The sequence below is a fragment of the Microbulbifer sp. ABF4_148 genome (assembly GCF_056158985.1).
Map to the genome: position 1 here is coordinate 2,398,388 of NZ_JBSWUI010000001.1, position 22,697 is coordinate 2,421,084.

A 22,697-nucleotide genomic window follows, 5' to 3' on the forward strand; every position below is an offset into this window, starting at 1 on the left:
GGTATACTCTGCTCAATTTTTGCCACTTACCGCTCGGAGGGGCCCGTGAGGCAGATCGTGAACTTGGCAGGCCGGATATTTCGTCCTTTGCGGCTGATAGCGCTGCTGGTGGGAATGACCATCTCTGCAATGGTGGTCGCCGCCGTAGAAGTGGAGCCACTGTCCACACCGGAGTTGGCGGCCCGTTACGATGTGTTGATTGAAGAAATGCGCTGCCCCAAGTGCCAGAACCAGAATTTGGCTGGCTCGGATTCGCCGGTGGCTCAGGATTTGCGCAGGGAAATACGTCGCCTGCTGGAAGAGGGTTTCACCGATATAGAAATCCGGGACTACATGGTTGCCCGTTATGGGGATTTTGTCCTCTACCGTCCGCCGTTGCAGAGCAATACCATGGCGCTGTGGCTCGCTCCGGGTGTTTTTGGGGCAATTGGTTTGATTGTGTTGCTGGTCATTGTCATGCGCTCGCGCTCGGGCACCGGGGCGCTGCAAAGTGACGATAGTGGCGAACTCACCGGTGAGGAGCGCGAGCGTCTTCGCCGTCTGGTTGGGGATGATGCCCTGACTGCGCAGGAGCGTGAGCCGCAAGAGGGGCGTCAGAATGATTGAAATGTGGATAGGGATGGCCTTGCTGGCCCTGCTGTGTGTGTCCTTTCTGCTCTGGCCAGCCGCGCGCGGAGCGGGTCGTAACGCGTCGAGCAAAGAAGGGCATCGTGCGGCGCTGGCAACGGTCTATCGCGAGCAGTTAGCCGACTTGCAGCGGGCCCGCAAGGGTGGGCAGGTCGATGATGGCCAGTTTGCGCAAATGGAGACCGAAATCGCCCGCAACCTGCTCGCGGCTGAGGCTGACGTCGGTGCGCATGCGACGGCGCGTGGCGGTCGCGGGCTGCTGCTGGTCCTGGCGGTGCTGGTGCCGATGTTGGCCCTGGGGCTGTATCAGTACAGCGGTAATGCTGCGGGTTTGGTGCTCTATCAGGATATCGTGGCGAGTCAGCAGGGCGAGAGTTCCAAGGTGCTGGAAGCCCGTATCTCCGCCGGTCTGGAGGCGTGGACAGAGCGCAACCCGGACGATCTCACGAGTCGCTACGCGCTGGCCCAGCGTCAGATGGTCGATGGTGATCTGCGTGCTGCGGTGGCGTCTTATCAGTACGTGATCGAGCGAGAGCCGCAGGCGACTGGGCTCAAGGCTGAGCTCGCGCAAGCGCTGTTCTTTGCGAACGGATCCCGGATCTCTCCGGAGATCAGTGGTCTGGTACAGCAGGTGCTGGCGGAACAGCCTAATAACGGCACTGCTCTGGGACTCGCGGGAATTGCGGCATTCGAGTCGCAGGATTACACCGCTGCGCGGGACTACTGGTTGCGCGCCCTGCGTCAGTTGCCGGGAGATTCTCCCTCTGCACAGGCGCTTGCGGCCGGTGTGGCGCGGGCAGAGAAAGCCCTGGCCGATGCCAGCATGGAAGGTGCCGCAGCCGCAGCTGTCGCGGTGGATGGTGCGCAGCCTGCGGAACCCTCAATCCGGGTCAGTGTTTCACTGGCCGAGGGGATTGACGCCCCTGCGGACACACCGGTGTTTATCTATGCCCGTGGTACCCAGAGTCGGATGCCGCTGGCGATTGTTCGTCTGACGGCCAGTCAGTTGCCCGCTGAGGTGGTGCTGGATAAGTCCAGCGCGATGATGCCCAGTGCGACCCTGGCCACCGTTGATGCGGTTCAGGTGGTTGCCCGGCTCGCCCTCAAGGGGGATGCCCGTCCTGCGCCGGGTGACTGGCAGGGCGTTGTGGCAGAACTGCCGTCCGCGCAATGGGTTCAGCCCGTGTCGATTACCATCGACGAAGAGCTCTAAGTCCTCTCATTTCCTCCCTGACGTGCTGGTCACGCCTGCCTCTATGGCGGGGGTGCCGGCACGGCAAGTGCCCGTGTCATTTGTGTGTAAATAAGCGCTGAAACCACTCGCTCAGACATGTACAATCGCCTATTTGGTGCGGCCTGGGCCTGCCTCCCTGGCGCCTGCCGGCAGACAATACAAATCGAGTTACAAATTACATGCGTCTGAAGTGCATCAAGCTTGCGGGTTTCAAATCTTTCGTTGACCCGACCACTGTCCACTTTCCGTCCAACCTGAGTGCCGTTGTCGGCCCCAATGGCTGTGGTAAGTCCAATACCATTGACGCCGTGCGCTGGGTTATGGGGGAGTCGTCTGCGAAAAACTTGCGCGGTGACTCCATGACGGACGTCATCTTCAATGGTTCCAGCGGCCGGAAGCCTGTGGGGCAGGCATCCATCGAGCTGGTGTTTGATAACTCTGAGGGCAAGCTGACTGGTGCCTATGCCGGTTTCGCGGAGATTTCGGTCAAGCGCCGTGTTACCCGTGATGGTCAGAACAATTACTACCTGAATGGCGAAAAGTGCCGTCGTCGCGATGTGACCGACCTGTTCCTGGGTACCGGTCTTGGCCCGCGCAGCTATGCGATTATTGAGCAGGGCATGATCTCCAAGCTCATCGAGGCCAAACCCGAGGAGCTGCGGGTTTACATCGAAGAGGCTGCGGGTATCTCCAAGTACAAGGAGCGCCGGCGCGATACCGAAAATCGCATGCGCCGTACCCACGAGAACCTGGAGCGACTCACCGATATTCGCGACGAGCTGGATCGTCAGCTGTCTCGCCTGGAACGACAGGCTGCGGCCGCCGAAAAATACAGTCGCTTCAAAGAAGAGGAGCGCGCGCACAAGGCCAATTTGCAGGCCCTGAAGTACCGGGATCTCGACGATCAGGCCGGCGACAAGCAGCGTCAGATCGGGGAGCTGGAGCTCACGGTCGAAGAACTGGTCACTCGCCAGGTGAGTTGCGATACCGATATCGAACAGAAGCGAGTGGGCTATCACGAGCTTTCTGATAGCTTCAATGAAGTTCAGGGTCGCTTCTATGCGGTTGGTGCTGACATTGCGCGCCTTGAACAGAGCATTGCGCACGCCCGCGAACGCAACACCCGATTGCAATCCGACCTGCAGCAGACCGAGCAGGAATTCCGCGAGGCGGAGACCGCCCTGCAGGTCGATCAGGAGAAAGCCGCTGAATTTGAGGCGGAACTCGAAGTCATCAATCCGGATATGGAGATGGTCCAGGCCGCGGAGGAGGAGTCTTCCCAGACCCTGCTGAGCGCGGAAGACCAGATGCGCGACTGGCAGAATGAGTGGGACCAGTTTAATGCCGGTGCGTCCGGCTCGCGCCAGAAAGCCGAGGTTCAGCAGTCCCGTATTCAGCATCTGGAAACTTCCGGGCAGCGTTTGCAGGAACGTATTAACAAGCTCCAGAGTGAACAGGCAGGCTTGGTCGGTCAGGAAGAAGACGGTGACCTGGAGCAGCTCAACGAAGAGATGGCTGAGCTGGAGATGCAGGCCACTGAACGCCGCGAGTCAGTTGCTGAAAAAAATGAAGCACTGGCGGAGCAAAAAGTCCGCGACAGCGAACTCGGCAGTGCGCTGGATAAGCTGCGTCTCGAGCTGCAGACCAGTCGCGGGCGCCAGGCCTCGCTGGAAGCGCTGCAGCAGGCGGCCATGGGGCAGGGCAAGTCGGTTGAAAACTGGCTTCAGCAGCAGCAATTGGCTGATACGCCGCGACTCGCCGACCAGGTCAGTGCCAGCGCCGGCTGGGAAAAAGCCGTTGAAACGGTACTGGGTAACCAGCTGCAGGCACTCTGTGTCGATCAACTGGAAAGCCTCACCGAAGCCCTCGGAGCGCTGGAAAGCGGACAGGCCACGTTTATTGATCGCAGTGCGGTACCGGCAGTCGCCGACAGTTCGCTGTCTCCACTCTCAGCCGTCGTCACGGGGCCCGAAGTGCTCGGCAGCGTGGTGGCTGGAATCTATACCGCGGAAGACCTGACTGCCGCCCTGGCCGTGCGCGGCCAACTGGAGGCGCACGAATCGATCGTGACGCGTGATGGTCTGTGGGTTGGTCCCAACTGGCTGCGTGTCAGTCGTGCGTCCGATGCGGAGTCCGGTGTACTGGCGCGCAAGCAGGAGCTGGAGGAACTGGAGCAGTCCATCGCTGCCTGTGAAGAGCAGATCGAAACGTTGTCTGCGGAGCGAGAGTCCCTGCGCGAAAAATCTGCTGAGCTGGAATCCGCCATCGAGCAGTCACGCAGTGAAGCAGAGCAATTTGCGCGTCGCGAAGCCGAACTGCGCAGCCAGGTATCTGCCCGTCGCGCGCGCGCCGAACAGATGAATGAGCGCCGCAACCGCGTTGAGCAGGAAATTGCCGAGGTGCGTGAGCAGCTCGATATGGAAACTGAATCCCTGTCTGAAGCGCGCTTGTTGCTCCAGGAAGCGGTTGAGGCCATGAGCGATGATACCGACCAGCGCGAGACATTGCTCGAGAGACGTGAATCATTGCGCGAGTCACTGGACGCGGCGCGCCAGCGTGCCCGTGAGGACAAAGACCGTGCGCACGAGCTGGCGATGCGTGAACAGTCCGTGCGTACCCAGATGATCAGCTTGGAGCGCACGCTCAAGGTGATGCGCGAGCAGTTGGAGCGTTTACGCGTCCGTCGCGAGCAGCTGCAGGAGCAGATGACGGAGACTCAGGATCCGTCACAGGACTTTCAGGGCGAGCTGGAAGAAAAGCTGGCCGAACGACTCGATATCGAGGGCGAGCTCGGTACCGCCCGCAAGAAGCTCGAAGAAGTCGAATCCGGGCTGCGCGAGCAGGAGCAGGAGCGCCATAAGGTCGAGTCTGCACTGCAGGGTGTTCGTGCCCAGTTGGAACAGGAACGCCTGGCTGCGCAAACGTTGGAAGTTCAGCGCAATGGCCTGGTAGAGCAGCTGCGTGAGTCGGATTACGATGTAGACCAGGTTCTGGGGGCGCTGCCTGGTGACCTGACGATATCTCAAGTGCAGGAAGCGCTGGAGTTGGTTGCGGCGCGTATCTCGCGACTGGGTGCCATAAACCTGGCGGCTATCGACGAGTACAAGCAAGAGTCCGAGCGTAAACATTATCTTGATCGTCAGTACGATGACTTGACCGATGCGCTGGAAACGCTCGAAAACGCCATCAAGAAGATTGATCGAGAGACCCGTACCCGCTTCAAGGAAACCTTCGATCAGGTCAACACGGGCCTGCAGGAATTGTTCCCTAAAGTGTTCGGCGGCGGTCACGCTTACTTGGAGCTGACCGGTGAGGACCTGCTCGATACTGGCATCGCGATCATGGCGCGCCCGCCCGGCAAGCGAAACAGCACAATTCATTTGCTGTCCGGTGGTGAAAAGGCTTTGACGGCCATTGCGCTGGTATTCTCGATTTTCCGCCTCAATCCGGCCCCGTTCTGTATGCTCGACGAAGTGGATGCACCGCTCGATGACGCGAACGTTGGTCGTTATGCGCGTATGGTTGAAGAGATGTCCCAGCACGTGCAATTTATCTATATCACTCACAACAAAATCGCCATGGAAATGGCGCACCAGCTACTTGGCGTCACGATGCATGAACCTGGCGTTTCACGTCTGGTATCGGTCAACGTTGAGGAAGCTGCGGAACTCGCTTCCGCATAAGGTGCAGGGGAATTTGCTGAAATGGACAATTGGCTAATTACCATTCTGGCACTCGTCGTGTTGGTGGCAGTTGCTGATGGTGTGCGCCGCGCCGTTAAGCGCCAGCGCGATACGGTGCGTGTTTCCCGCAATCTTTCACGGGCGATGCAGGGTAGCGGCGATCCTCTGGATAACCTGCCGGAGGACTACGATCCAGAAGAAGAAGCCCGGCGTGCGCAGATCGCGCGGGAGCTTCCGGGTAAGGTGCGGGTTTCTCAACGTCGTGCCGAAGATGCAGAGCAGTTGAATCGTCAGTTATACGAGGGCGCACAGCCCGGCCGCAAAAAGAGTGAGCGGGCAGAAGTGGCCACGTCGCCGTCCCAGTCGGCACAAAAAGCCGATGAGCCATCATTGCCCGAGGTGCGTGAGATGCGTGAGGAGCGTGGGGAACGGTTGGAGCCTGCTCCTGTTGTCCCTGCAGCGAGCGCAGAGCCCAGCGATACCGGGGCGCTGGAGGCTGCCCGCGAACAAAAGAACACTTCGGCGCCTACCATTGCGCAACCCGCGAAAGCGCCAGCGCCACAGGCTGCCCAGGCTGCGCCTCAGCAAGCCAGCTTGAACCTGGAAGACCAGGTGCCCACCCTGATGGAGTCTCTGGTGAGCGACAGCAGTCGTTGCGAGCCTTCCCTCGACGAGTCTGCCAGTGCGGAGCTGCTCAAGGACTTGCCTGACACATCCCGTTCTGTGGGGGCGGTATCCGAGGCTGCGGCGGTTCCCGAGGTGCGCGTGAAGGGCAGAAAGGTGTCGAGCAAAATCGCTGGCCCCACCCCTGAGCCAGAGCAGAAGCCTCCGGTGGAAGAAGTCCTGATTATCAATATTGTTGCCCGGGAAGGCGATTGCTTTGAAGGTAACGACCTGTTGCGAGTATTGCTCGCGGCGGGTTTGCGCTTCGGCACCATGAAGATATTCCATTACCACCGTGACGGCTTGGATGACGGCCCGATCGAGTTCAGTCTGGCGAATATGGTAAAGCCCGGTGTGTTTGACCTGGGGCAAATGGAAGATTTCACCACACCCGGCCTGAGTTTGTTTTTGACCTTGCCGATCGAAGGTGAGGCAATCAAGGCCCTCCAGGCAATGCTTTCTGTGGCGCGCCAGGTGGCAGAGCAGCTCGGAGGCGAGCTAAAAGATGAGCATCGTAGTGTCTTCACGGCGCAGACTGCCGAGCACTACCGCCAGCGTGTCGCTGAGTTCCAACGCCGCAAGGCACTAGCGCGCGCTCAGGCGTGAGACATAGAGGTTGGCCCGCTGGATAGCGGGTCAACGGTGCTCTCTTCCCATTCGAATCACAATAAGATCTTTCTATTCGACCAATGACAGCTAAAGAAGTCCCGGCGCAGGCCCGCGCTCGAGTACAGGAACTGCGAAAAATTTTGCTTCAGGCAAATTACCAGTATTACGTACTGGATAATCCTGAGCTGCCGGATGTGGAGTACGACCGCTGCCTGCGGGAGCTGCAGGGCCTGGAGGCCGATTACCCGGCGTTACAGACGGCTGACTCGCCCTCTCAGCGTGTTGGCGCTGAGCCACTGACGGCTTTTGCAGAGGTGCAACACGAAGTACCGATGTTGTCATTGGATAACGCCTTTGATGACGACGAGTTACGTGAGTTTGATCGACGTGTGCGCGAGCGTCTCAATACCCAGGATCCGGTTGAGTATGCATGCGAGCCCAAGCTGGATGGCATCGCGGTGAGCCTGCTGTATCGCAATAGTGTACTGGAGCGGGCGGCAACGCGGGGGGATGGCAGCACCGGTGAAGATATCACGCGCAATGTCCGTACCATTGGCTCGGTGCCGTTGCGCCTCAGGGAAAATGGGGTGCCGGAAGTATTGGAGGTGCGCGGTGAAATCTATATGCCAAAGGCCGGTTTCGAGGCGTTGAATGAGAGGGCGCGCAAGGCCGGTGAAAAAACTTTTGTGAACCCGCGCAATGCAGCGGCGGGCAGCTTGCGACAGCTGGACTCCAAAATTACCGCGCAACGTCCGCTGGAGATGTGTGCATACGGTGTTGGCCTTGTTGAGGGCGCCGACCTGCCGCAAAAACACACCGATATCCTGCATCAATTACATGCGTGGGGTTTCCGGATTAACGCGGAGATGCGCGCTGCAGGCAATATTGAAGAGTGTATTGCCTACCATCAGGAACTGGGCGAAAAACGCGATCAGCTGCCCTACGACATCGATGGTATCGTATTTAAAGTCAACAGCACGCCGTTGCAGCGACGCCTCGGTTTTGTCGCTCGGGCACCGCGCTGGGCAATGGCCTTCAAGTTTCCTGCGCAGGAAGAAATGACGGTACTCAAAGACGTTGAATTCCAGGTGGGGCGCACAGGCGCCGTTACACCGGTGGCGCGATTGGAGCCCGTCTTTGTGGGCGGCGTCACCGTGTCGAATGCAACACTGCACAATCGCGATGAAATTGACCGTCTGGGGGTCAAAGTTGGCGATACGGTGGTGATCCGCCGCGCTGGGGATGTCATTCCCCAGGTCGTGTCTGTTGTGAAGAGTAAACGCCCTGATGGTGCCCGCGAGATAGAATTTCCTGACCACTGTCCGGTGTGTGACTCGCCGGTAGAGTCTGTGCCCGGTGAGGCGGTGGCCCGTTGTAGTGGCGGGTTGTTTTGTAGTGCCCAGCGCAAGCAGGCGATCAAGCATTTTGCCTCGCGTAAGGCGCTGGATATTGAGGGGCTGGGGGACAAGCTGGTCGATCAGTTGGTCGATGAGGGGCTGCTACAGTCGGTGTCCGGTTTATACCATCTTGATGTGGACGCCGTGGCCGGTCTTGAACGAATGGGGCAAAAGTCCGCGCAAAACCTGATCGACGCGCTCGAGCACAGCAAAACGACGACGCTGCCGAAGTTTTTGTATGCGCTTGGTGTTCGCGAAGTTGGCGAAGCTACCGCCCGTAACCTGGCCCGTCATTTTGGTGAGCTGGACCCCTTGATGTCTGCTGGCGTTGAGGCCTTGCAGGAAGTCGAGGATGTCGGTCCTGTGGTTGCCCATTTCGTTGCCGAGTTTTTCCAGCAATCGCATGCACAGGAAGAGATTGAGGCGCTGCGTCAGGCAGGGGTGCACTGGGATGCGATGCAGACAGACGCCGACGCGCAACCCCTGGCCGGGCAAACCTGGGTGCTGACCGGCAAACTGGAGACGCTCTCGCGGAGCGAGGCCAAGGATTACCTCCAGCAGCTGGGGGCCAAAGTGGCCGGGAGTGTGTCGGCCAAGACCAGTTGCGTTGTGGCCGGCCCTGGTGCTGGCTCCAAGCTCAACAAGGCGCGAGAGCTGGGTATTGATACGCTCGACGAAGATCAGTTCCTGGTGAAGCTCGGTGAGCTCGGTATCGAGATCTGAGCGGTATTTTTCGGCAAGTCATACTGACTGACTCACGGTCTTTCAGTCCCAGGCTCTTGCTCGAAGTCTGCGCGGGTTGCTCGCTTTATATGCAAGGTTTTCTGATTGAGATGCAATTCCGCTAGCAACGGTAGCTTTCTCTGATAGGCGCCGGTAAAGTGAGGCTGTTCGAATTATCTTTCTCCGGGTCGTTTGGCCCGGTCGTTGGGGAACAGTCGGTGCTAGGCGATCAGGAATCCATTGTCTACGGATGTATCAAGGACAGTAATAATCTTGCGGGAAGTACCGAACGGCGTCGTATCAACCGTTCTGCAATTCTTGCGCTGCCCAGTGCGGATGAGTGGCCCTTTCTTTGCCGCGATATGTTCTCTGTGCCTACCATCAAGGTAAAGCAATCTCAGTATCAAACCGATGTGATTCACTTTGGTGCGTCCTACCGTGCGGTGGAGTACGAATGGAATCACTGGATCCAGAAGTTTGAGGAGCTGCTGCGCAGCATGTACTGGGTGTCCGCCACCGTACATTTGGAAACAGAATTGTCCGGAATCCATTCATTTACCTGGGAGGCCGCCGGCCTGTTCCATGAGCCAGGCAGTGGCGACATGCAGGTGCGCTGTGAGTGGACCCAGGAAGGTCGTGTTTCTGTCTGACGCAGGTCGCTGGTCTGCATCCTTGTTGCGCTGACTTTTGCAGTCGCGGGGCCGTTGTGCCGGTTACTGCCGTTAGAATCCTCGATGTCTTCACCCATCGCCTTTTAGAATGCTGTTTTAAGACCGCATGGTTTTTTAAGCCAGGTTGCTATTTCTGCCCATCGTTTGGATCCAAAGGCGCTGGAGAGTACAGTGTGTGCATTCATCGGGCTGCGGGGAGCGACGCAATGGCCCGGTGATGCATTACCAAAGTAACAGCGAGGGGTTTCCTATGAAACCGGTATTGGTTCGTGGTGTATTGATGCTGGGTTGCGTAGCGTTGCTGGCCACTGCTGGCTGTACGCGTGGAGAGCGGCGCACCGGCGATGCCGAACGGGAAGCTCCCAGCGAACGCCCCATGGACAAAGTGGTCAGCGAAGAAGCGATTGAGGTGACGCCATCTGCCGACGGTTCGACAGATCGCGGTATGCTCAGTGAATCTGCCCCGAATGCGAAGATATATTTTGTTTCGCCGAAAGATGGTGAAACGGTCGGGCGGACTTTTAAGGTGCAGTTCGGCATTGATGGCATGGAAGTGGTGCCCGCGGGTACTGACAAAAAGTATTCGGGTCATTTTCATGTGTTAATCAATGTCGATGAACTGCCGGACATGACCATGCCGCTGCCCGTAACCGATAACATTTTGCACTTCGGTGGTGGTCAAACCGAAACCGAAATTACGCTGCCTCCGGGTAAACATACGCTACAACTGTTGCTGGGCAATTACCTGCATGTGCCCCACAGCCCGCCGGTTTTTTCTGAAAAGATTACTGTGATTGTTGAGTAATGAGCCTGGTGCGTACTCGGGTCGAATGGACATATTCGACCCCGGCAAGCCTTACCTTTTACTGAGAAAATTGCCATGGATCCCAAAAAGAGCACGACTGGTACTGCCGATGTGTCGGGCCTGGAGAGGGGCGCCTATCGTCTGGAGTCAGACAGTCTCGGAGAGGTAAGGGTGCCCGCAAAAGCACTTTTTGGGGCGCAGACGCAGAGAGCCTGTGAAAATTTTCCTGTTAGCGGGCATGGCCTGCCGCTTTCATTTATTCGCGCGATCATAGAAATCAAACGTGCAGCCGCTCGTGCCAATCAGGAGTTGGGTCAACTGCCAGAACAAAAGGCCGATGCCATCGTTCTCGCCTGTGATTTTCTTCTTGCGCGCATTGATGCCGAATCCTCACCAGATTCAGTGGGAAAGCCCGCTGATGCTTGTGATCAACTGGGCGAGATGCCACTGCGAGACCAGTTCCCGGTGGACATTTATCAGACCGGATCTGGCACCAGCACGAATATGAATGTAAACGAAGTCCTGGCACATCTTTCCGAACGCTTGACGGGTGTATCGCTCAGTGCCAATGACGATGTCAATATGGGGCAAAGTAGTAATGACGTGATTCCCAGTGCGATTCACGTCAGTGCATATCAGGCCGTGCATGAGCGGCTATTACCTGCGTTGGACCATCTCGAGACGGTGCTTGAAAACAAGCGAGGTGAAGTGGGCGAGGTGCTCAAGACGGGTAGAACCCATTTGATGGATGCTGTACCCATGACCCTGGGTCAGGAAATGGGAGCGTGGCAAGCGCAGGTCGCATTGTGCAGGACACGTCTGCAGGAAACACTGCCTCGCTTGTCCGCGCTCGCCCAGGGGGGACGGCGATTGGTACGGGGCTGAACGCCCATCCTGATTTTTCCAAGCGGTTTTGTCAGGCGCTGAGCGCCAATATGGGAGTCGGCTTTCACCCTGCTGAAAATAGTTTTGCTGCGATCAGTGGTCAGGACACCGCAGCGGAACTGTCGGGTGGGCTGAAAGGGGTTGCTGTTGCCCTGATGAAAATCGCAAATGATTTGCGCTGGATGAATAGCGGACCCTTGACGGGCTTGCATGAAATCGAACTGCGGGCGCTGCAGCCGGGCAGCAGCATTATGCCGGGAAAAGTCAATCCGGTTATTCCGGAGTCTGCGGCGATGGTGGCGGCGCGAGTCATGGGCAACGATACGACGATCATGGTCGCTGCACAGAGTGGAAATTTTCAGTTGAATGTAATGCTGCCCCTGATTGCGGCAACGTTGCTGGAGAGCATTCAGTTACTGTCAGCAGCCCTGCGGCTCGTAGGAGACAAGGCAATAGGCGAGTTTCAGGTCAACAGCGTTTCTCTCAGTGAATCCCTGTCGATGAATCCGATTCTGGTGACGGCACTCAATCCGGTGATCGGTTATGAAAAAGCGGCACAGATAGCCAAGCGCGCCTATCGAGAGCATCGGCCCATTATTGACGTTGCCCGCGAGGATAGTGGGTTGGACGAAGAGACGCTGTCACGTTTATTAGACCCGCGGCGCTTGGTTGCAGGAGGAATGCCGGATGAGAAGTCCTAGCGCCCGACGAGAGATCTTCATCGCGACGCTGACCGACGTGTCGGTGACGCGTCGAGGGCGGCGCGATGGAGCAATGTGGCCCATGAAGTCCGGTCATGCGAGCAAGAAGACACCCAACATGAGTGACCCGATCATCGCGGTCATTCCGCTTAACCAGCTGAAGAGTCTCAGCAGGCTCGAGCGATCTTCCTGTCGAAAAAGTAGTCTGTTATCCATGGCAACCTCCGGCGACGTTGACACGCGAAGGGCTTTGGCTCACGATTCCGCGCCGCATCGGTTATCCTACCCATCATTCAATGGTAGTGCCGGTATTACCGGCTGACCAAAGGTTCAATTGACCGTCGGAATTCGTATGGCCAAGAAAACACGTCGTTCCTTCATAACCAGCGTGCTCGCCTGTATAGCGTTTATTGCTGCAGCCATCTTGAGTTGGGATTTGCCGGTGGAAACGGTGCTTTCCTACCTGGTTCTGTTGCTGGTGTTTCTGGTGGCGATTGTGGCAGTTGCGCTGGGTGCCGGTGCATTGCTGAACTGGTTCCGCGGGCGTCGCAAATAGATGGCAATTTCTGAAGAAGATATTCGGATCCCGATCGCCTATCTGGAGCGTTTGCTCGAAGAGGCGGAGCGCAATGGCTGTGATCGTGCGGAACTGCTGAGTTCTGTCGATATCGATGAGTCCGAGTTGCAGGGCGTTGCCGCTTTCTCCGCGCTGAAATATGGACGCTTGTACCAACGGGTGATGTGGCAAGTCCAGAACGAGTGGTTTGGCATGCTCAGTGGTGGCCGGGTGCGTTCTGGCTCCTTTCGCTTGCTGTGCCTGATGGTGGTGAACTGTGCGACCATTCGCCAGGCCATCACCTTGAGTGCCGAGTTCATGGAAATTTGCCGGGGGTTCAAAGTGAAACCCGTGCTGCGAGGTCCTGTAGACGGCCGGGAAATGGTGTCGATTCGCGGGATCAGCTCTCTTGCAGACGGCGAGTTTGAGTCCCTGTTGGCGAACACTAATCCGGGTGTCGTGCGCACTACACTGGCAGTGTGGCACCGGTTTTATTGTTGGCTGGTTGGCCGGGAAATTCCGCTTGCGCGCCTGCATTTCTCTTTCCCCTGTCCGGAGGAATTCCGCACGCTTGCCCAGAGTGAGGCGGACGAACTTTGCTTTGATCAGCCTTTCAATGCCCTGGAGTACGACAGTCGCTATCTGGATTACCCGGTTGTGCAAAGTCCGCAGACCGTGGAAGACTTTATTCGTACCGCGCCCTATCACCTGGTGATCAGTGATGGCAGTGCAAACAGTATCAAAACCAAGGTGAAGACGATTCTCAACCGGGATGTGAGTGAGTCGATGCCTGCTGCAGAGGTCGTTGCGGAACGCCTCAATATGTCCGTCACAACCTTGCGCCGGCGGTTGCAGCAAGAGGGGACTTCCTACCAGAAACTCAAGGACGAATGCCGTATGGAAGCGGCTTTTCACTACCTCAGCTGCCCGGATCTCTCCAATGGGCAGATTGCGGAAATGCTCGGTTTTGATGAATCGAGTGCCTTCTTCCGCGCTTTCAAGAAATGGACCGGGATTACGCCCGGGGAGTATCGCAAAGGCGGCCGTGGCCAGGCAGTCCTGCCTGACTGATCAGTCTTGATACTTTGGAGCACTGACGCGCGATTTTTGTCAGCGCTTTGGACGGGTTTCGCTATAGAGCCGTCCGACTCCCGACTACTATTATGAACCAATCGTAATTCTTGGTCACAATTGTGACCAGTCGGTACTCTGTGCCGGCAATACCAAGAACTGATACAGATACAACAGTGAAAATGAGGGTAGCAGGATGACCGACATCAAAATTCCAGTGCGTGACATTCGTTTCGCCATGCGCGAACTGTTCGATTTTGACGGCCACTACGCGAGCCTGGGCTATGACGAGGCGAGCCCTGACGTGGTTGACGCCATTATCGAAGAAGGCAGCAAGTTTTGCGAAAACGTGCTGGCCCCTCTGAACCAGATTGGCGACCAGCAGGGCTGTACCTGGAATGACGGTGAGGTAACGACCCCCGAAGGCTTCAAGGAAGCTTACCAGCAGTTCGTAGAAGCGGGCTGGCCATCTCTGGCGCATGATGAGGAGTTCGGTGGCCAGGGCCTGCCGCCCTCACTGGGTACCGTATTGAGCGAAATGATCGGAACCGTTAACTGGTCCTGGGGCATGTACCCGGGCCTGTCTCACGGCGCGATGAATACGCTGGACGCGCACGGTACCGACGCGCAGAAAGAGACCTACCTGACCAAGCTGGTTGAGGGCAGCTGGACCGGCACCATGTGTCTGACCGAGCCGCACTGTGGTACTGACCTGGGTATCCTGCGTACCAAGGCAGAGCCCAATGAAGATGGTTCTTACTCCCTCACTGGTACCAAGATTTTCATTTCTGCCGGTGAGCACGACATGGCGGAAAACATCGTACATATCGTACTGGCCCGCCTGCCTGATGCCCCTGCCGGCACCAAAGGCATTTCCCTGTTTATCGTACCGAAGTACCTTCCGTCTGCCGATGGCTCAGTCGGTGAGCGCAACGGCGTAACCTGTGGCTCTCTGGAGCACAAGATGGGTATCCACGGTAACGCGACTGCCGTGCTGAACTTCGACGGCGCCAAGGGCTACCTGATCGGGCCGCCCAACAAAGGCCTGAACTGCATGTTCACCTTTATGAATACCGCGCGTCTCGGCACTGCGCTGCAGGGTGTTTCTCACGCGGAAGCCGGCTTCCAGAAGTCTCTGGCCTACGCCCGTGATCGCCTGCAGATGCGTTCCCTGAGCGGAGCCAAGAATCCGGAAGGCGCTGCCGACCCGATCATCGTTCACCCGGACGTACGTCGCATGCTGCTGACCCAGAAGGCGTTTGCTGAAGGCGGCCGCATGCTGATTTTGCAGTGCGCGCAACTGGTCGACCGTTCTTACAAGTGCAGCGAAGAGGAAAAGAAAGAAGCCGACGACCTGCTGGCATTCCTCACGCCGATTGCCAAAGCCTTCCTGACCGAAGCCGGTCTGGAATCTGCAAACCTCGGTCTGCAGTGTTTCGGCGGTCACGGTTACATCGCTGAATGGGGTATGGAGCAGAACGTGCGTGACGCACGTATCGCCACCATCTACGAAGGAACCACCGGTATTCAGGCGCTTGACCTGCTCGGCCGAAAAGTCCTGATGAGCCAGGGTGAAATGCTGCGTCGCTTCACCAAGCAGATCCACAAGTTCTGTCAGGCTGAAATTGATACTGAAGCACTGGCTCCGTTTGTTTCCCGTTTGCAGGAAATCAACAAGGAGTGGGGCGAGATCACCATGAACGTCGGCATGAAGGCGATGGAGAATGCGGAAGAGGTGGGCGCGGCATCCGTCGACTACCTGATGTATTCCGGCTACGCCGCCCTCGCATTCCTTTGGGCGCGTGCGGCGAAAGTGGCTAATGAAAAACTTGCCGCCGGCGAAGGCGACGCGGATTTCTACCGCGCCAAGATTGCGACTGCACAGTTCTACTTTGATCGTATCCTGCCGCGCACTGCAGCACATGCGGCAGCGATGCAGAGTGGCGCAGACAATCTGATGTCACTGGGTGCTGAGCACTTCTCATTCTAATAAACAGAAATTCACGGAACCGCCGGTCAATGACCGGCGGTTGACGTTTTCAACGCATCAAATTTGTGCGTTTCTTCAAGGTATCGAGGTATCTATGCAGCTTCCTCAGCAAGTAGTGGCCCGTCTGGGCGGGATGCCTTGTTTGCGCGCAGTCACTCGGGTACAGTTCCGGCTTCCGGACGCTGACGATTTTTGCGTCGCGTTGTCGCGAAGCGAGGGCGAAACCCGCGCTGCTTCCGAGCCGGGAGAGTTTGTCGGCGCCGACCTGGTGTTGGAGTTGTCGCGTGACACTCTGGATGCCATCGTGGAAGGGCGCTTGAGCGCACGCCATGCATTCCTTCTTGGAGAAATTCAATTTTCCGGTGATAGGGAACTAGCCGCCGCATTGGCGGATTTATTTCCTGCAACAACAACACAAACACAATAAATATAGGTTCGTGCACCTACTGCGACCGCAGTAGTTCCTGTCACAGCGATTTTTCGTCTATATAACAACGGAAGCGCGGACCAGCGGCAACAACAGGACTGGGAGAAGAAAGTTGGACATCGACCGCAGCATACTTGACGTTTTTTCAAACGCTTGCACCAAATTTAGTGACAGACCGGCTTTTACCTGTCTGGGGCAAACACTCACCGTAGGGGATATTGATCGGCTCAGCGCCAATTTTGCGTCCTACCTGCAAAACCACACCGACCTTCAGCCCGGCGATCGTATCGCTGTGCAGCTGCCGAATGTTCTGCAGTATCCGGTCGTTGTATTCGGCGCTTTGCGTGCCGGACTGATCGTCGTGAATACCAACCCGCTTTACACGCAGCGTGAGCTCAAGCATCAGCTAAACGATTCCGGTGCAAAAGCGTTGGTGGTTCTGGCGAATATTGCTGACACCGCCTCTGCGGTTGTGCCAGAAACAGGCGTTGAGCGTGTGATCGTCAGTGAAATCGCTGATATGCACAGCCCGCTCAAGCGCGTGCTGATCAACAGTGTCGCCAAATACGTTAAAAAAATGGTGCCGGAGTTCTTCTTCAGTAATTCCGTTTCTTTCCGTGAAGCGATGGCGCAGGGTGGCAAGCAGCCCCATGAAGACGTCAAGCGTGCCCCGGAAGAGGTTGCTGTACTGCAATATACCGGTGGCACTACGGGCGTTGCCAAGGGTGCAATGCTGACCAATCGCAACCTGGTCGCCAATATGGAACAGGTGCGCGAAGCAATGGGCGACGCGATGAAAGAGGGTGAGGAGTATTACGTTGCGCCTCTGCCGCTCTACCACATCTACGCCTTCACCATCCACTGCATGGCTTTGTTCTCAACCGGAAACCACTCGCTGCTGATCCCGAATCCGCGCGATATTCCGGCGTTCGTCAAAACCCTGAAGGGCGTACGTTTTACTGGCTTCGTCGGCCTGAATACTTTGTTCAATGGTCTGATGCGTGCACCTGGCTTCGCCGAGCTGGACTTCTCCAAGCTGCACACGACCGCTTCCGGTGGTATGGCGTTGACGCGTGATACCGCGACGCGCTGGGAGAAAATGACCGGCTGCGTGGTGACCGAGGGTTATGGCATGACAGAGACCTCTCCTGTGGTTTCTTTCAATCCCGCGAGTGCTGTTCAGCTGGGTACCGTTGGCTTGCCTGTACCAGGCACCGAGGTGAAAGTTGTTGATGAGAACGACAACGACCTGCCGAACAATACGCCCGGCGAACTCTGCGTGCGTGGCCCGCAAGTTATGAAGGGTTACTGGGAGCGTCCGGAAGCGACCGCCGATACCATCAGCAGTGAAGGCTGGCTGAATACCGGCGATATGGCGGTTATTCAGGATGATGGCTATATCAAAATCGTTGATCGCAAGAAGGACATGATCATTGTGTCTGGTTTCAACGTTTATCCGAACGAGATCGAAGATGTGGTCAGTGCGAATGACAAAGTCGCCGAAGCCGCTGCGATTGGTATTCCCGATGAGAAGAGTGGCGAGCAAGTGAAACTGTTCGTTGTGAAATCCGACGATTCCCTGACCGAGGAAGAGGTCATTGCATACTGTCGCGAGAACATGACGGCTTACAAAGTGCCGCGCCAGGTAGAGTTCCGTACGGACCTGCCGAAAACCAACGTAGGTAAGATCCTGCGTCGCGAATTGCGCGACGAAGAGATGGCCAAACTGGAGACGCCAGTGAGTGCCTGATCGCGAGATCGCCGCCTGAAAAAGCCCGCTTGTTAGCGGGCTTTTTTTGCCTTGCGGATATTCCCATCGGGCGTCGATGAGTCCACGAACAGCGTATCACTGGTCTATACCTTTAGACTGCCTGGCTGATTGGTGGCGCGGACTGTCGCGCCTGTTGCAATCAGTTGTTGTGAATTGCGCAAGGAAAGCACCCGAGGACCATGGAAGAGAAACCCAATCCCAGTCTCGTCACCTATGACGACCTGCCAAAAGAGCACCAGGACCCCCTCATCCGGGTGCTGCATCAATTGATCCGCATGTCAGTGCGTATTCTCGCGATCTTGATGGTGCTGGTTATCTTCTGGAGCGTGATTAATGTTGTCTATGTTCTGTATGAAAACCTTAAGGAAGTACCGTTGTATCTTCTGGATGACGACGACCTGTTCGATATGTTCGGTGCTTTCATGGTGGTTTTGATTGGCGTTGAGATATTCATCAATATTCGCCTGTATCTGGGGTCTCAGGTCTTGCCGGTACAGCTTGTTGTCGCGACGGCCTTAATGGCCATCGCGCGTAAAGTGATTGTTCTGGACTTGTCGGTGACCGAGCCTGAATACGTTTATGCGATTGGTGTCGTGGTGCTTGCGTTGGGTATCACATATTGGTTGTTGTTCAAAAAAGGCATGCGCCACCAAAGCGAGGACGGCGGGCGTCATTAGACGATGTGGTAAGTATCTGTTTTCCAGATAACAAAAGACCCGGCATCGCCGGGTTTTTTGTTGCTGAGAAAGCGTGACTTACTGTCTGCTTTCAGAAGACGCGTCGCGAATCGCTCGGAATTCGTTGCCTTCATACCAGTTGGGCCAGTCTCTGCCATTGGCCAGATCCATGGCAATCTGCAAGCCAAGTTGCAGGTCCATGGCGGCGCCGCGCAGGTCCCAGTTGTTGTCGTACTCATCGGCGGGCTTGTGGTAGGCGTTCGCAACGTATTCGTTGGCTTTTTTCTCTGCCCACTCTTTACCGTGTTCAAAGCTGTCGGTGCCGGAATCGAAGTACAGCATGGGAACACCTTTCTTGGCGAGGCTGAAATGATCCGAGCGATAGAAGTAACCGCGCTCAGGGTGCCCCTCGGGGATCACATAACGGTCCTGCTCGCTGGCTTTCGCCTTCAGTAAATCCTCAAGCTCACTGTTGCCGTAGCCCACAACGACGACATCACGCATCGGCCCCAATACGCCCATCGCATCAAAATTCAGGCCGGCAACGGTTTTTTCCAGTGGCACTACCGGGTTTGCCGCGTAGTACTTGGAGCCCAGAAGACCGGATTCCTCCGCGGTGACCGCTACGAAGACCAGTGATCGCTCTGGCTGGGGCAGCTTGACCGCCTGGCGAGCAATTGCCAGCAGGCCGGCGGTACCGGTGGCATTGTCTACTGCACCGTTGAAAACCTGGTCGCCGCCTTCGGCGTGGTGGTTAACACCAAGGTGGTCCCAGTGCGCTGTGTAGATCACCGCTTCGTCTGGATAGGTACTGCCCGGCAGACGCGCTACCACGTTACGGGAGTCAGAGGTGCGTACCGTATTCTTCAGGGAAGCCGACGCGCTCAGACCCAGGGCCTTGGGCTTGAAGTTGCGGGTCTTGGCGGTTTCCATTTCCTTGTCGAGATCGAGGCCTGCCGCATTGAAGATTTCGCGGGCCGCGTCTGTGGTCATCCAGGCCTCGACGTCAATTCGATCGGCGTTCTTGTTCTCAGAAGCCAGGCTGATCTGGGCGCCGGACCAGCTGCCGCTGACTACTTCCCACGGATAGCCGGCAGCGCCGGTCTCGTGAATGATGATTGCGCCGGAAGCGCCCTGGCGGGCGGCTTCTTCAAACTTGTAACTCCAGCGGCCGTAATACGTCATGGCGTTGCCATTGAACAGCGCTTTGTCCTGTGTGGCATAGCCGGGATCATTGACCAGGATGACGGCAGTCTTGCCGGCTATATCCAGGCCTTCGTAATCATTCCAGTCATTTTCTGGTGCGACGATGCCATACCCAACAAATACCAGTTCGCTGCCGTCGAGCGCGCTGGTTTCAGTCTGGCGCTGGGTAAAGGCGACCATGTCGGTCAGCGGGGCTAGTGACTTTTCGAAGTTCTCGCCCTGAATGCGCAGTGGGGTGGTTTCGATTTGCATCTCGACCACCGGCACATTCTGGAACCAGCTCGGCTGGCCGTTTTTATCGACAGCGCCTGGTTCGAGACCGATCGCCTTGAACTGGTCCGCCAAATAGTTGACGGTCAGCTCTTCGCCGTTGGTTGCCGGAGCGCGCCCCTCAAACTCGTCACTGGCCAGAATGGCGACGTGCTTGTGCAGGTCTGCTGCCATCTCTGACACCTGAGGGGATTCTGCCGCTGTGGCGGTGGAGCTCTCGGAGCTACTGGTTTCGGCCGCGCTGGTATCCGCGGAGTCGACCGAGACGGTGCGCTCGCCGCAGCCGCTCAGGCTGCCGGCAACCACTGCGGATAGCAGCAGGCGCTGGAAAAGTGGGTTCAGTCGCATGATGATTTCCTGTGACACTATTTTTCTCGCAGGCAAAGCTAACAAAAAAACACTGGCGCGCCGAGTGCTACCGGGCAGAAATTGGTTTGGGAGGGCAGCCTGTCACCGCGATAAGTTGGGTGACAGGCGAGGAGCCGGTGGTGAGAGGTGGCTCAGAGAGTTGCCAGGGAGGCGCGGATCGGTGCAAAGATATCCCGTGCGAGCTGCTTGGATCGCGCGGGTGACCAGCCTTCCAGCGCATCCGGCAGGTTGTCATTGTCCTTGAATGGCATTTCGAGTGTCAGGGCGAGTGTGCGGAACTGGTTGCCACACCAGTTTGTGCCGACGGTCATATTTGCCTGTCCGGGCTTGTCCAGATCGTAGCCTTTCTCGGTCTGGAAGTCGGGGCTGGCGGCAACGAATGCCTGTTTGAAGGTTTCCTCGAGAGCCGCGTGGCGCTCGTCATAGTTCGGTACGCCCTCGCAGGCAGCCACGAAGTTGAAGGGCAGGGCTTCATCGCCATGAATATCGAGGAAGATGTCGCCGCCGGTCGCCAGCATACGCTCCCGTACCAGGTAGACTTCCGGGCTGCGTTGCATGGAGGGCTCCTGCCACTCCCGGTTCAGGTTGGCGCCCACCGCGTTGGTGCGCAAGTGGCCTCGTACGCTGCCGTCCGGGTTCATGTTGGGCACGATATAGAACACGGTATTTGCCAGGAGTGCGCGGGCGCCAGGGTGGCTTTCATCCAGCAAGGTCTCCAGGAACCCCTCCATAAACCATTCCGCCATGGTTTCACCGGGATGCTGGCGCGCGATCACCCAGACCTTGCGTTTTGCCCGGGACGGGTGACCCACCGTGAGCAGCGTCATGTCGCGGCCGTCCAGCGTCTGTCCCAGGGTTTCCACCGAAACCAGATCGTTGCCTTGCGCCCAGGCGATCAGGTCCAGGTGGCGTTCCCAGGAGTAAGGCGCGAAATAGGCCAGGTAGATGGCGGGCTGTTCCAGTGAGACGTCAAAGTCCAGTACCTTGCCGTCGTAGTTGGCGTCGATACGGAACCAGTTCTCGCGGTCGTAGGACGCACACACCCGATAATTTTCCCAGCCTTCGGGGTAGGCAGCTTTACCAGCGTTGGTAAGGCGCAGCGGATACGTTTCACCAATAGCCCCCTCGAGGCGGAAGTGGAACCATTGGTAGAAATCAGAATTGTTGTCGCGGCGAATGGCGAGTTCAACCGGGCGGGTGTCGGCGTTGACGATTTCGATGTTGCCGCTGTCAAAAGCGCTGCTGATGTGCATATAAAGTATCCGTAAACAGATATTTGAATGGTGCTTTGCCACCCCTTTACCGGGTCGGTAGATGGAGCGGAGCCTAGTGTAGCAGGGGGAGGGTAGGCAGATGAACGATTGCTCCGCCCGGACGTTCTGTGTGGTAGTGCTTGAGGCAGTGTAGAAGAGGGCAGCGGTGCGTCAACGGATTTCCGGACCCCTGTCGCAGGCCTTTGTGATGGCACAAATAAAAAGGGCGCGGTACTGCTGTTACCGCGCCCCTGCCATCCATGGCTGCACCTGATACGACTACTGCTCCCTGAAATTCCCGGGGAATCTGGGCGACCGCACGCTACCCAGAAAGTCCACTAGTACGTGACCTCGTACTACCGAAAATTGTGTACTGCTCCTTTACATCCCGCATCAACGTGCTGATTAAAGTTTAGGCACGCGGACCGCGCTAAGTGGTACTAGTTCGCAAAGTTGGCGGAATTTTGATCAGGTATCTTCTGTTTCAGGATTCTGGCACCGATTTAATTCAGCTCGCGGTCTTTCCAGAACTTGGTGCCTTTGAGAGTAGCCTGCAACGCGATTCCGCTCTCGGTCAGCTGGTATACCCGCATACCGTCGGCGACCACCTCTGCCGCGTAAGCCGCCCCCTTTTCCTGTGCTTTCGCAGCGGCATCGGCGTGGCCGCCAAACGACCAGCCCTGATCAATAAAGCGGCGCATGACTTCAGGGGAGTCGAACACGAACAGCGCGCGGAAGTCTTTAACACCGAGACCAAGCCCGACGCCCAGTTCTCCCATTTTCATATAGGTGCGCTGGCGATTGCGATTGTCGATGGCGACACCGTAACCGGTAGAGGCACTGGCGAAGAGCAGGTTGACATTGACGTTACTGAATACGGCGTATCCCGGCGCATTGCCAATGTCGGTGCGCAGATCCGGTTTGAGCGCAAATAGTTCGTTGAGTACCGCGCGCTCGGTACTGTCGATATGCTGGCGTTGGTCGGAGCGCGTCTGCCCGGGAGCCGCACAGCCACTGATCAGTAACATGCCCAGCAGGCTGAGGAAAAACGTGGTTCGCATCATCTTTTTATACTCGTTGGATTGATAGGCGGTAAAAACTACCGCCAT

The 22,697-nt window shown here is 57.1% G+C and carries 18 protein-coding genes and 1 pseudogene; 16 read left to right on the plus strand and 3 right to left on the minus strand.

What is annotated here, in order from left to right; all coding sequences use genetic code 11:
* Positions 1 to 45: 45 nt before the first annotated feature.
* The 16 genes and pseudogenes from ACXAD0_RS10485 to ACXAD0_RS10560 all read left to right on the plus strand — a co-directional run bounded on the left by ACXAD0_RS10485 (position 46) and on the right by ACXAD0_RS10560 (position 18,490).
* A complete protein-coding gene (locus ACXAD0_RS10485) occupies positions 46 to 606 on the plus strand; it encodes a cytochrome c-type biogenesis protein (protein WP_475088351.1) in 561 nt (186 codons plus the stop codon).
* Positions 599 to 1,840: a c-type cytochrome biogenesis protein CcmI gene (ccmI, locus tag ACXAD0_RS10490; protein WP_475088352.1), complete on the plus strand. Its 1,242-nt coding sequence runs from the start codon at positions 599 to 601 to the stop codon at positions 1,838 to 1,840. The genes ACXAD0_RS10485 and ccmI overlap by 8 nt, the downstream gene beginning before the upstream one ends.
* A 200-nt stretch (positions 1,841 to 2,040) precedes the next feature.
* The gene (gene smc, locus ACXAD0_RS10495) at positions 2,041 to 5,544 is read left to right on the plus strand and encodes a chromosome segregation protein SMC (protein ID WP_475088353.1); all 3,504 of its coding nucleotides are present in this window, start codon (positions 2,041 to 2,043) and stop codon (positions 5,542 to 5,544) included.
* A gap of 21 nt (positions 5,545 to 5,565) precedes the next feature.
* On the plus strand, positions 5,566 to 6,813 hold the full coding sequence (zipA, locus tag ACXAD0_RS10500; protein ID WP_475088354.1) for a cell division protein ZipA: 1,248 nt from the start codon (positions 5,566 to 5,568) through the stop codon (positions 6,811 to 6,813).
* 83 nt (positions 6,814 to 6,896) lie between these two features.
* A complete protein-coding gene (gene ligA / locus ACXAD0_RS10505; RefSeq protein WP_475088355.1) occupies positions 6,897 to 8,936 on the plus strand; it encodes an NAD-dependent DNA ligase LigA in 2,040 nt (679 codons plus the stop codon).
* 218 nt (positions 8,937 to 9,154) lie between these two features.
* The gene (locus ACXAD0_RS10510; RefSeq protein ID WP_475088356.1) at positions 9,155 to 9,586 is read left to right on the plus strand and encodes a hypothetical protein; all 432 of its coding nucleotides are present in this window, start codon (positions 9,155 to 9,157) and stop codon (positions 9,584 to 9,586) included.
* A gap of 271 nt (positions 9,587 to 9,857) precedes the next feature.
* Positions 9,858 to 10,412: a DUF4399 domain-containing protein gene (locus tag ACXAD0_RS10515; protein ID WP_475088357.1), complete on the plus strand. Its 555-nt coding sequence runs from the start codon at positions 9,858 to 9,860 to the stop codon at positions 10,410 to 10,412.
* 441 nt (positions 10,413 to 10,853) lie between these two features.
* Positions 10,854 to 11,554: pseudogene (locus ACXAD0_RS10520) on the plus strand (lyase family protein); the annotation flags it as partial.
* 243 nt (positions 11,555 to 11,797) lie between these two features.
* Complete coding sequence (locus ACXAD0_RS10525; RefSeq protein WP_475090365.1) at positions 11,798 to 11,998, plus strand: hypothetical protein; 201 nt, start codon at positions 11,798 to 11,800, stop codon at positions 11,996 to 11,998.
* Entirely contained in the window at positions 11,985 to 12,320 is a 336-nt protein-coding gene (locus tag ACXAD0_RS10530; protein WP_475088358.1) for a hypothetical protein, read from the plus strand. The genes ACXAD0_RS10525 and ACXAD0_RS10530 overlap by 14 nt, the downstream gene beginning before the upstream one ends.
* Positions 12,321 to 12,350: 30 nt before the next feature.
* The gene (locus tag ACXAD0_RS10535; RefSeq protein ID WP_475088359.1) at positions 12,351 to 12,554 is read left to right on the plus strand and encodes a hypothetical protein; all 204 of its coding nucleotides are present in this window, start codon (positions 12,351 to 12,353) and stop codon (positions 12,552 to 12,554) included.
* Positions 12,555 to 13,625 carry an AraC family transcriptional regulator gene (locus ACXAD0_RS10540; protein WP_475088360.1) on the plus strand — a complete coding sequence of 357 codons (1,071 nt, stop codon included), beginning with the start codon at positions 12,555 to 12,557 and terminating at the stop codon, positions 13,623 to 13,625.
* 196 nt (positions 13,626 to 13,821) lie between these two features.
* A complete protein-coding gene (locus ACXAD0_RS10545; protein WP_475088361.1) occupies positions 13,822 to 15,615 on the plus strand; it encodes an acyl-CoA dehydrogenase C-terminal domain-containing protein in 1,794 nt (597 codons plus the stop codon).
* Positions 15,593 to 16,042 carry an SCP2 sterol-binding domain-containing protein gene (locus ACXAD0_RS10550; protein ID WP_475088362.1) on the plus strand — a complete coding sequence of 150 codons (450 nt, stop codon included), beginning with the start codon at positions 15,593 to 15,595 and terminating at the stop codon, positions 16,040 to 16,042. Before ACXAD0_RS10545 ends, ACXAD0_RS10550 begins: the two co-directional genes overlap by 23 nt.
* 112 nt (positions 16,043 to 16,154) lie before the next feature.
* Positions 16,155 to 17,792: an AMP-binding protein gene (locus tag ACXAD0_RS10555; RefSeq protein WP_475088363.1), complete on the plus strand. Its 1,638-nt coding sequence runs from the start codon at positions 16,155 to 16,157 to the stop codon at positions 17,790 to 17,792.
* A gap of 200 nt (positions 17,793 to 17,992) precedes the next feature.
* Positions 17,993 to 18,490, plus strand: a complete 498-nt coding sequence (locus ACXAD0_RS10560) for a phosphate-starvation-inducible PsiE family protein (protein WP_475088364.1) — start codon at positions 17,993 to 17,995, stop codon at positions 18,488 to 18,490.
* 78 nt (positions 18,491 to 18,568) lie between these two features.
* On the opposite strand, the gene ACXAD0_RS10565 is transcribed toward ACXAD0_RS10560, so the two are convergent.
* The 3 genes from ACXAD0_RS10565 to ACXAD0_RS10575 all read right to left on the minus strand — a co-directional run bounded on the left by ACXAD0_RS10565 (position 18,569) and on the right by ACXAD0_RS10575 (position 22,652).
* Entirely contained in the window at positions 18,569 to 20,314 is a 1,746-nt protein-coding gene (locus tag ACXAD0_RS10565) for a M28 family metallopeptidase (RefSeq protein WP_475088365.1), read from the minus strand.
* A 152-nt stretch (positions 20,315 to 20,466) separates the two neighbouring features.
* Positions 20,467 to 21,588, minus strand: a complete 1,122-nt coding sequence (locus ACXAD0_RS10570) for a M14 family metallopeptidase (protein ID WP_475088366.1) — start codon at positions 21,586 to 21,588, stop codon at positions 20,467 to 20,469.
* Between the two features lie 503 nt (positions 21,589 to 22,091).
* Positions 22,092 to 22,652 carry a lipid-binding SYLF domain-containing protein gene (locus ACXAD0_RS10575; protein ID WP_475088367.1) on the minus strand — a complete coding sequence of 187 codons (561 nt, stop codon included), beginning with the start codon at positions 22,650 to 22,652 and terminating at the stop codon, positions 22,092 to 22,094.
* Between the last annotated feature and the right edge of the window lie 45 nt (positions 22,653 to 22,697).

Excerpts from the sequence above, each read along its gene's own strand:
- ccmI (WP_475088352.1), top strand. The coding sequence starts at position 599 with ATGATTGAAATGTGGATAGGGATGGCCTTGCTGGCCCTGCTGTGTGTG.
- smc (WP_475088353.1), top strand. The coding sequence starts at position 2,041 with ATGCGTCTGAAGTGCATCAAGCTTGCGGGTTTCAAATCTTTCGTTGAC.
- zipA (WP_475088354.1), top strand. The coding sequence starts at position 5,566 with ATGGACAATTGGCTAATTACCATTCTGGCACTCGTCGTGTTGGTGGCA.
- ligA (WP_475088355.1), top strand. The coding sequence starts at position 6,897 with ATGACAGCTAAAGAAGTCCCGGCGCAGGCCCGCGCTCGAGTACAGGAA.
- ACXAD0_RS10515 (WP_475088357.1), top strand. The coding sequence starts at position 9,858 with ATGAAACCGGTATTGGTTCGTGGTGTATTGATGCTGGGTTGCGTAGCG.
- ACXAD0_RS10525 (WP_475090365.1), top strand. The coding sequence starts at position 11,798 with ATGAATCCGATTCTGGTGACGGCACTCAATCCGGTGATCGGTTATGAA.
- ACXAD0_RS10530 (WP_475088358.1), top strand. The coding sequence starts at position 11,985 with ATGAGAAGTCCTAGCGCCCGACGAGAGATCTTCATCGCGACGCTGACC.
- ACXAD0_RS10535 (WP_475088359.1), top strand. The coding sequence starts at position 12,351 with ATGGCCAAGAAAACACGTCGTTCCTTCATAACCAGCGTGCTCGCCTGT.
- ACXAD0_RS10540 (WP_475088360.1), top strand. The coding sequence starts at position 12,555 with ATGGCAATTTCTGAAGAAGATATTCGGATCCCGATCGCCTATCTGGAG.
- ACXAD0_RS10545 (WP_475088361.1), top strand. The coding sequence starts at position 13,822 with ATGACCGACATCAAAATTCCAGTGCGTGACATTCGTTTCGCCATGCGC.
- ACXAD0_RS10560 (WP_475088364.1), top strand. The coding sequence starts at position 17,993 with ATGGAAGAGAAACCCAATCCCAGTCTCGTCACCTATGACGACCTGCCA.
- ACXAD0_RS10565 (WP_475088365.1), bottom strand. The coding sequence starts at position 20,314 with ATGCGACTGAACCCACTTTTCCAGCGCCTGCTGCTATCCGCAGTGGTT.
- ACXAD0_RS10570 (WP_475088366.1), bottom strand. The coding sequence starts at position 21,588 with ATGCACATCAGCAGCGCTTTTGACAGCGGCAACATCGAAATCGTCAAC.
- ACXAD0_RS10575 (WP_475088367.1), bottom strand. The coding sequence starts at position 22,652 with ATGATGCGAACCACGTTTTTCCTCAGCCTGCTGGGCATGTTACTGATC.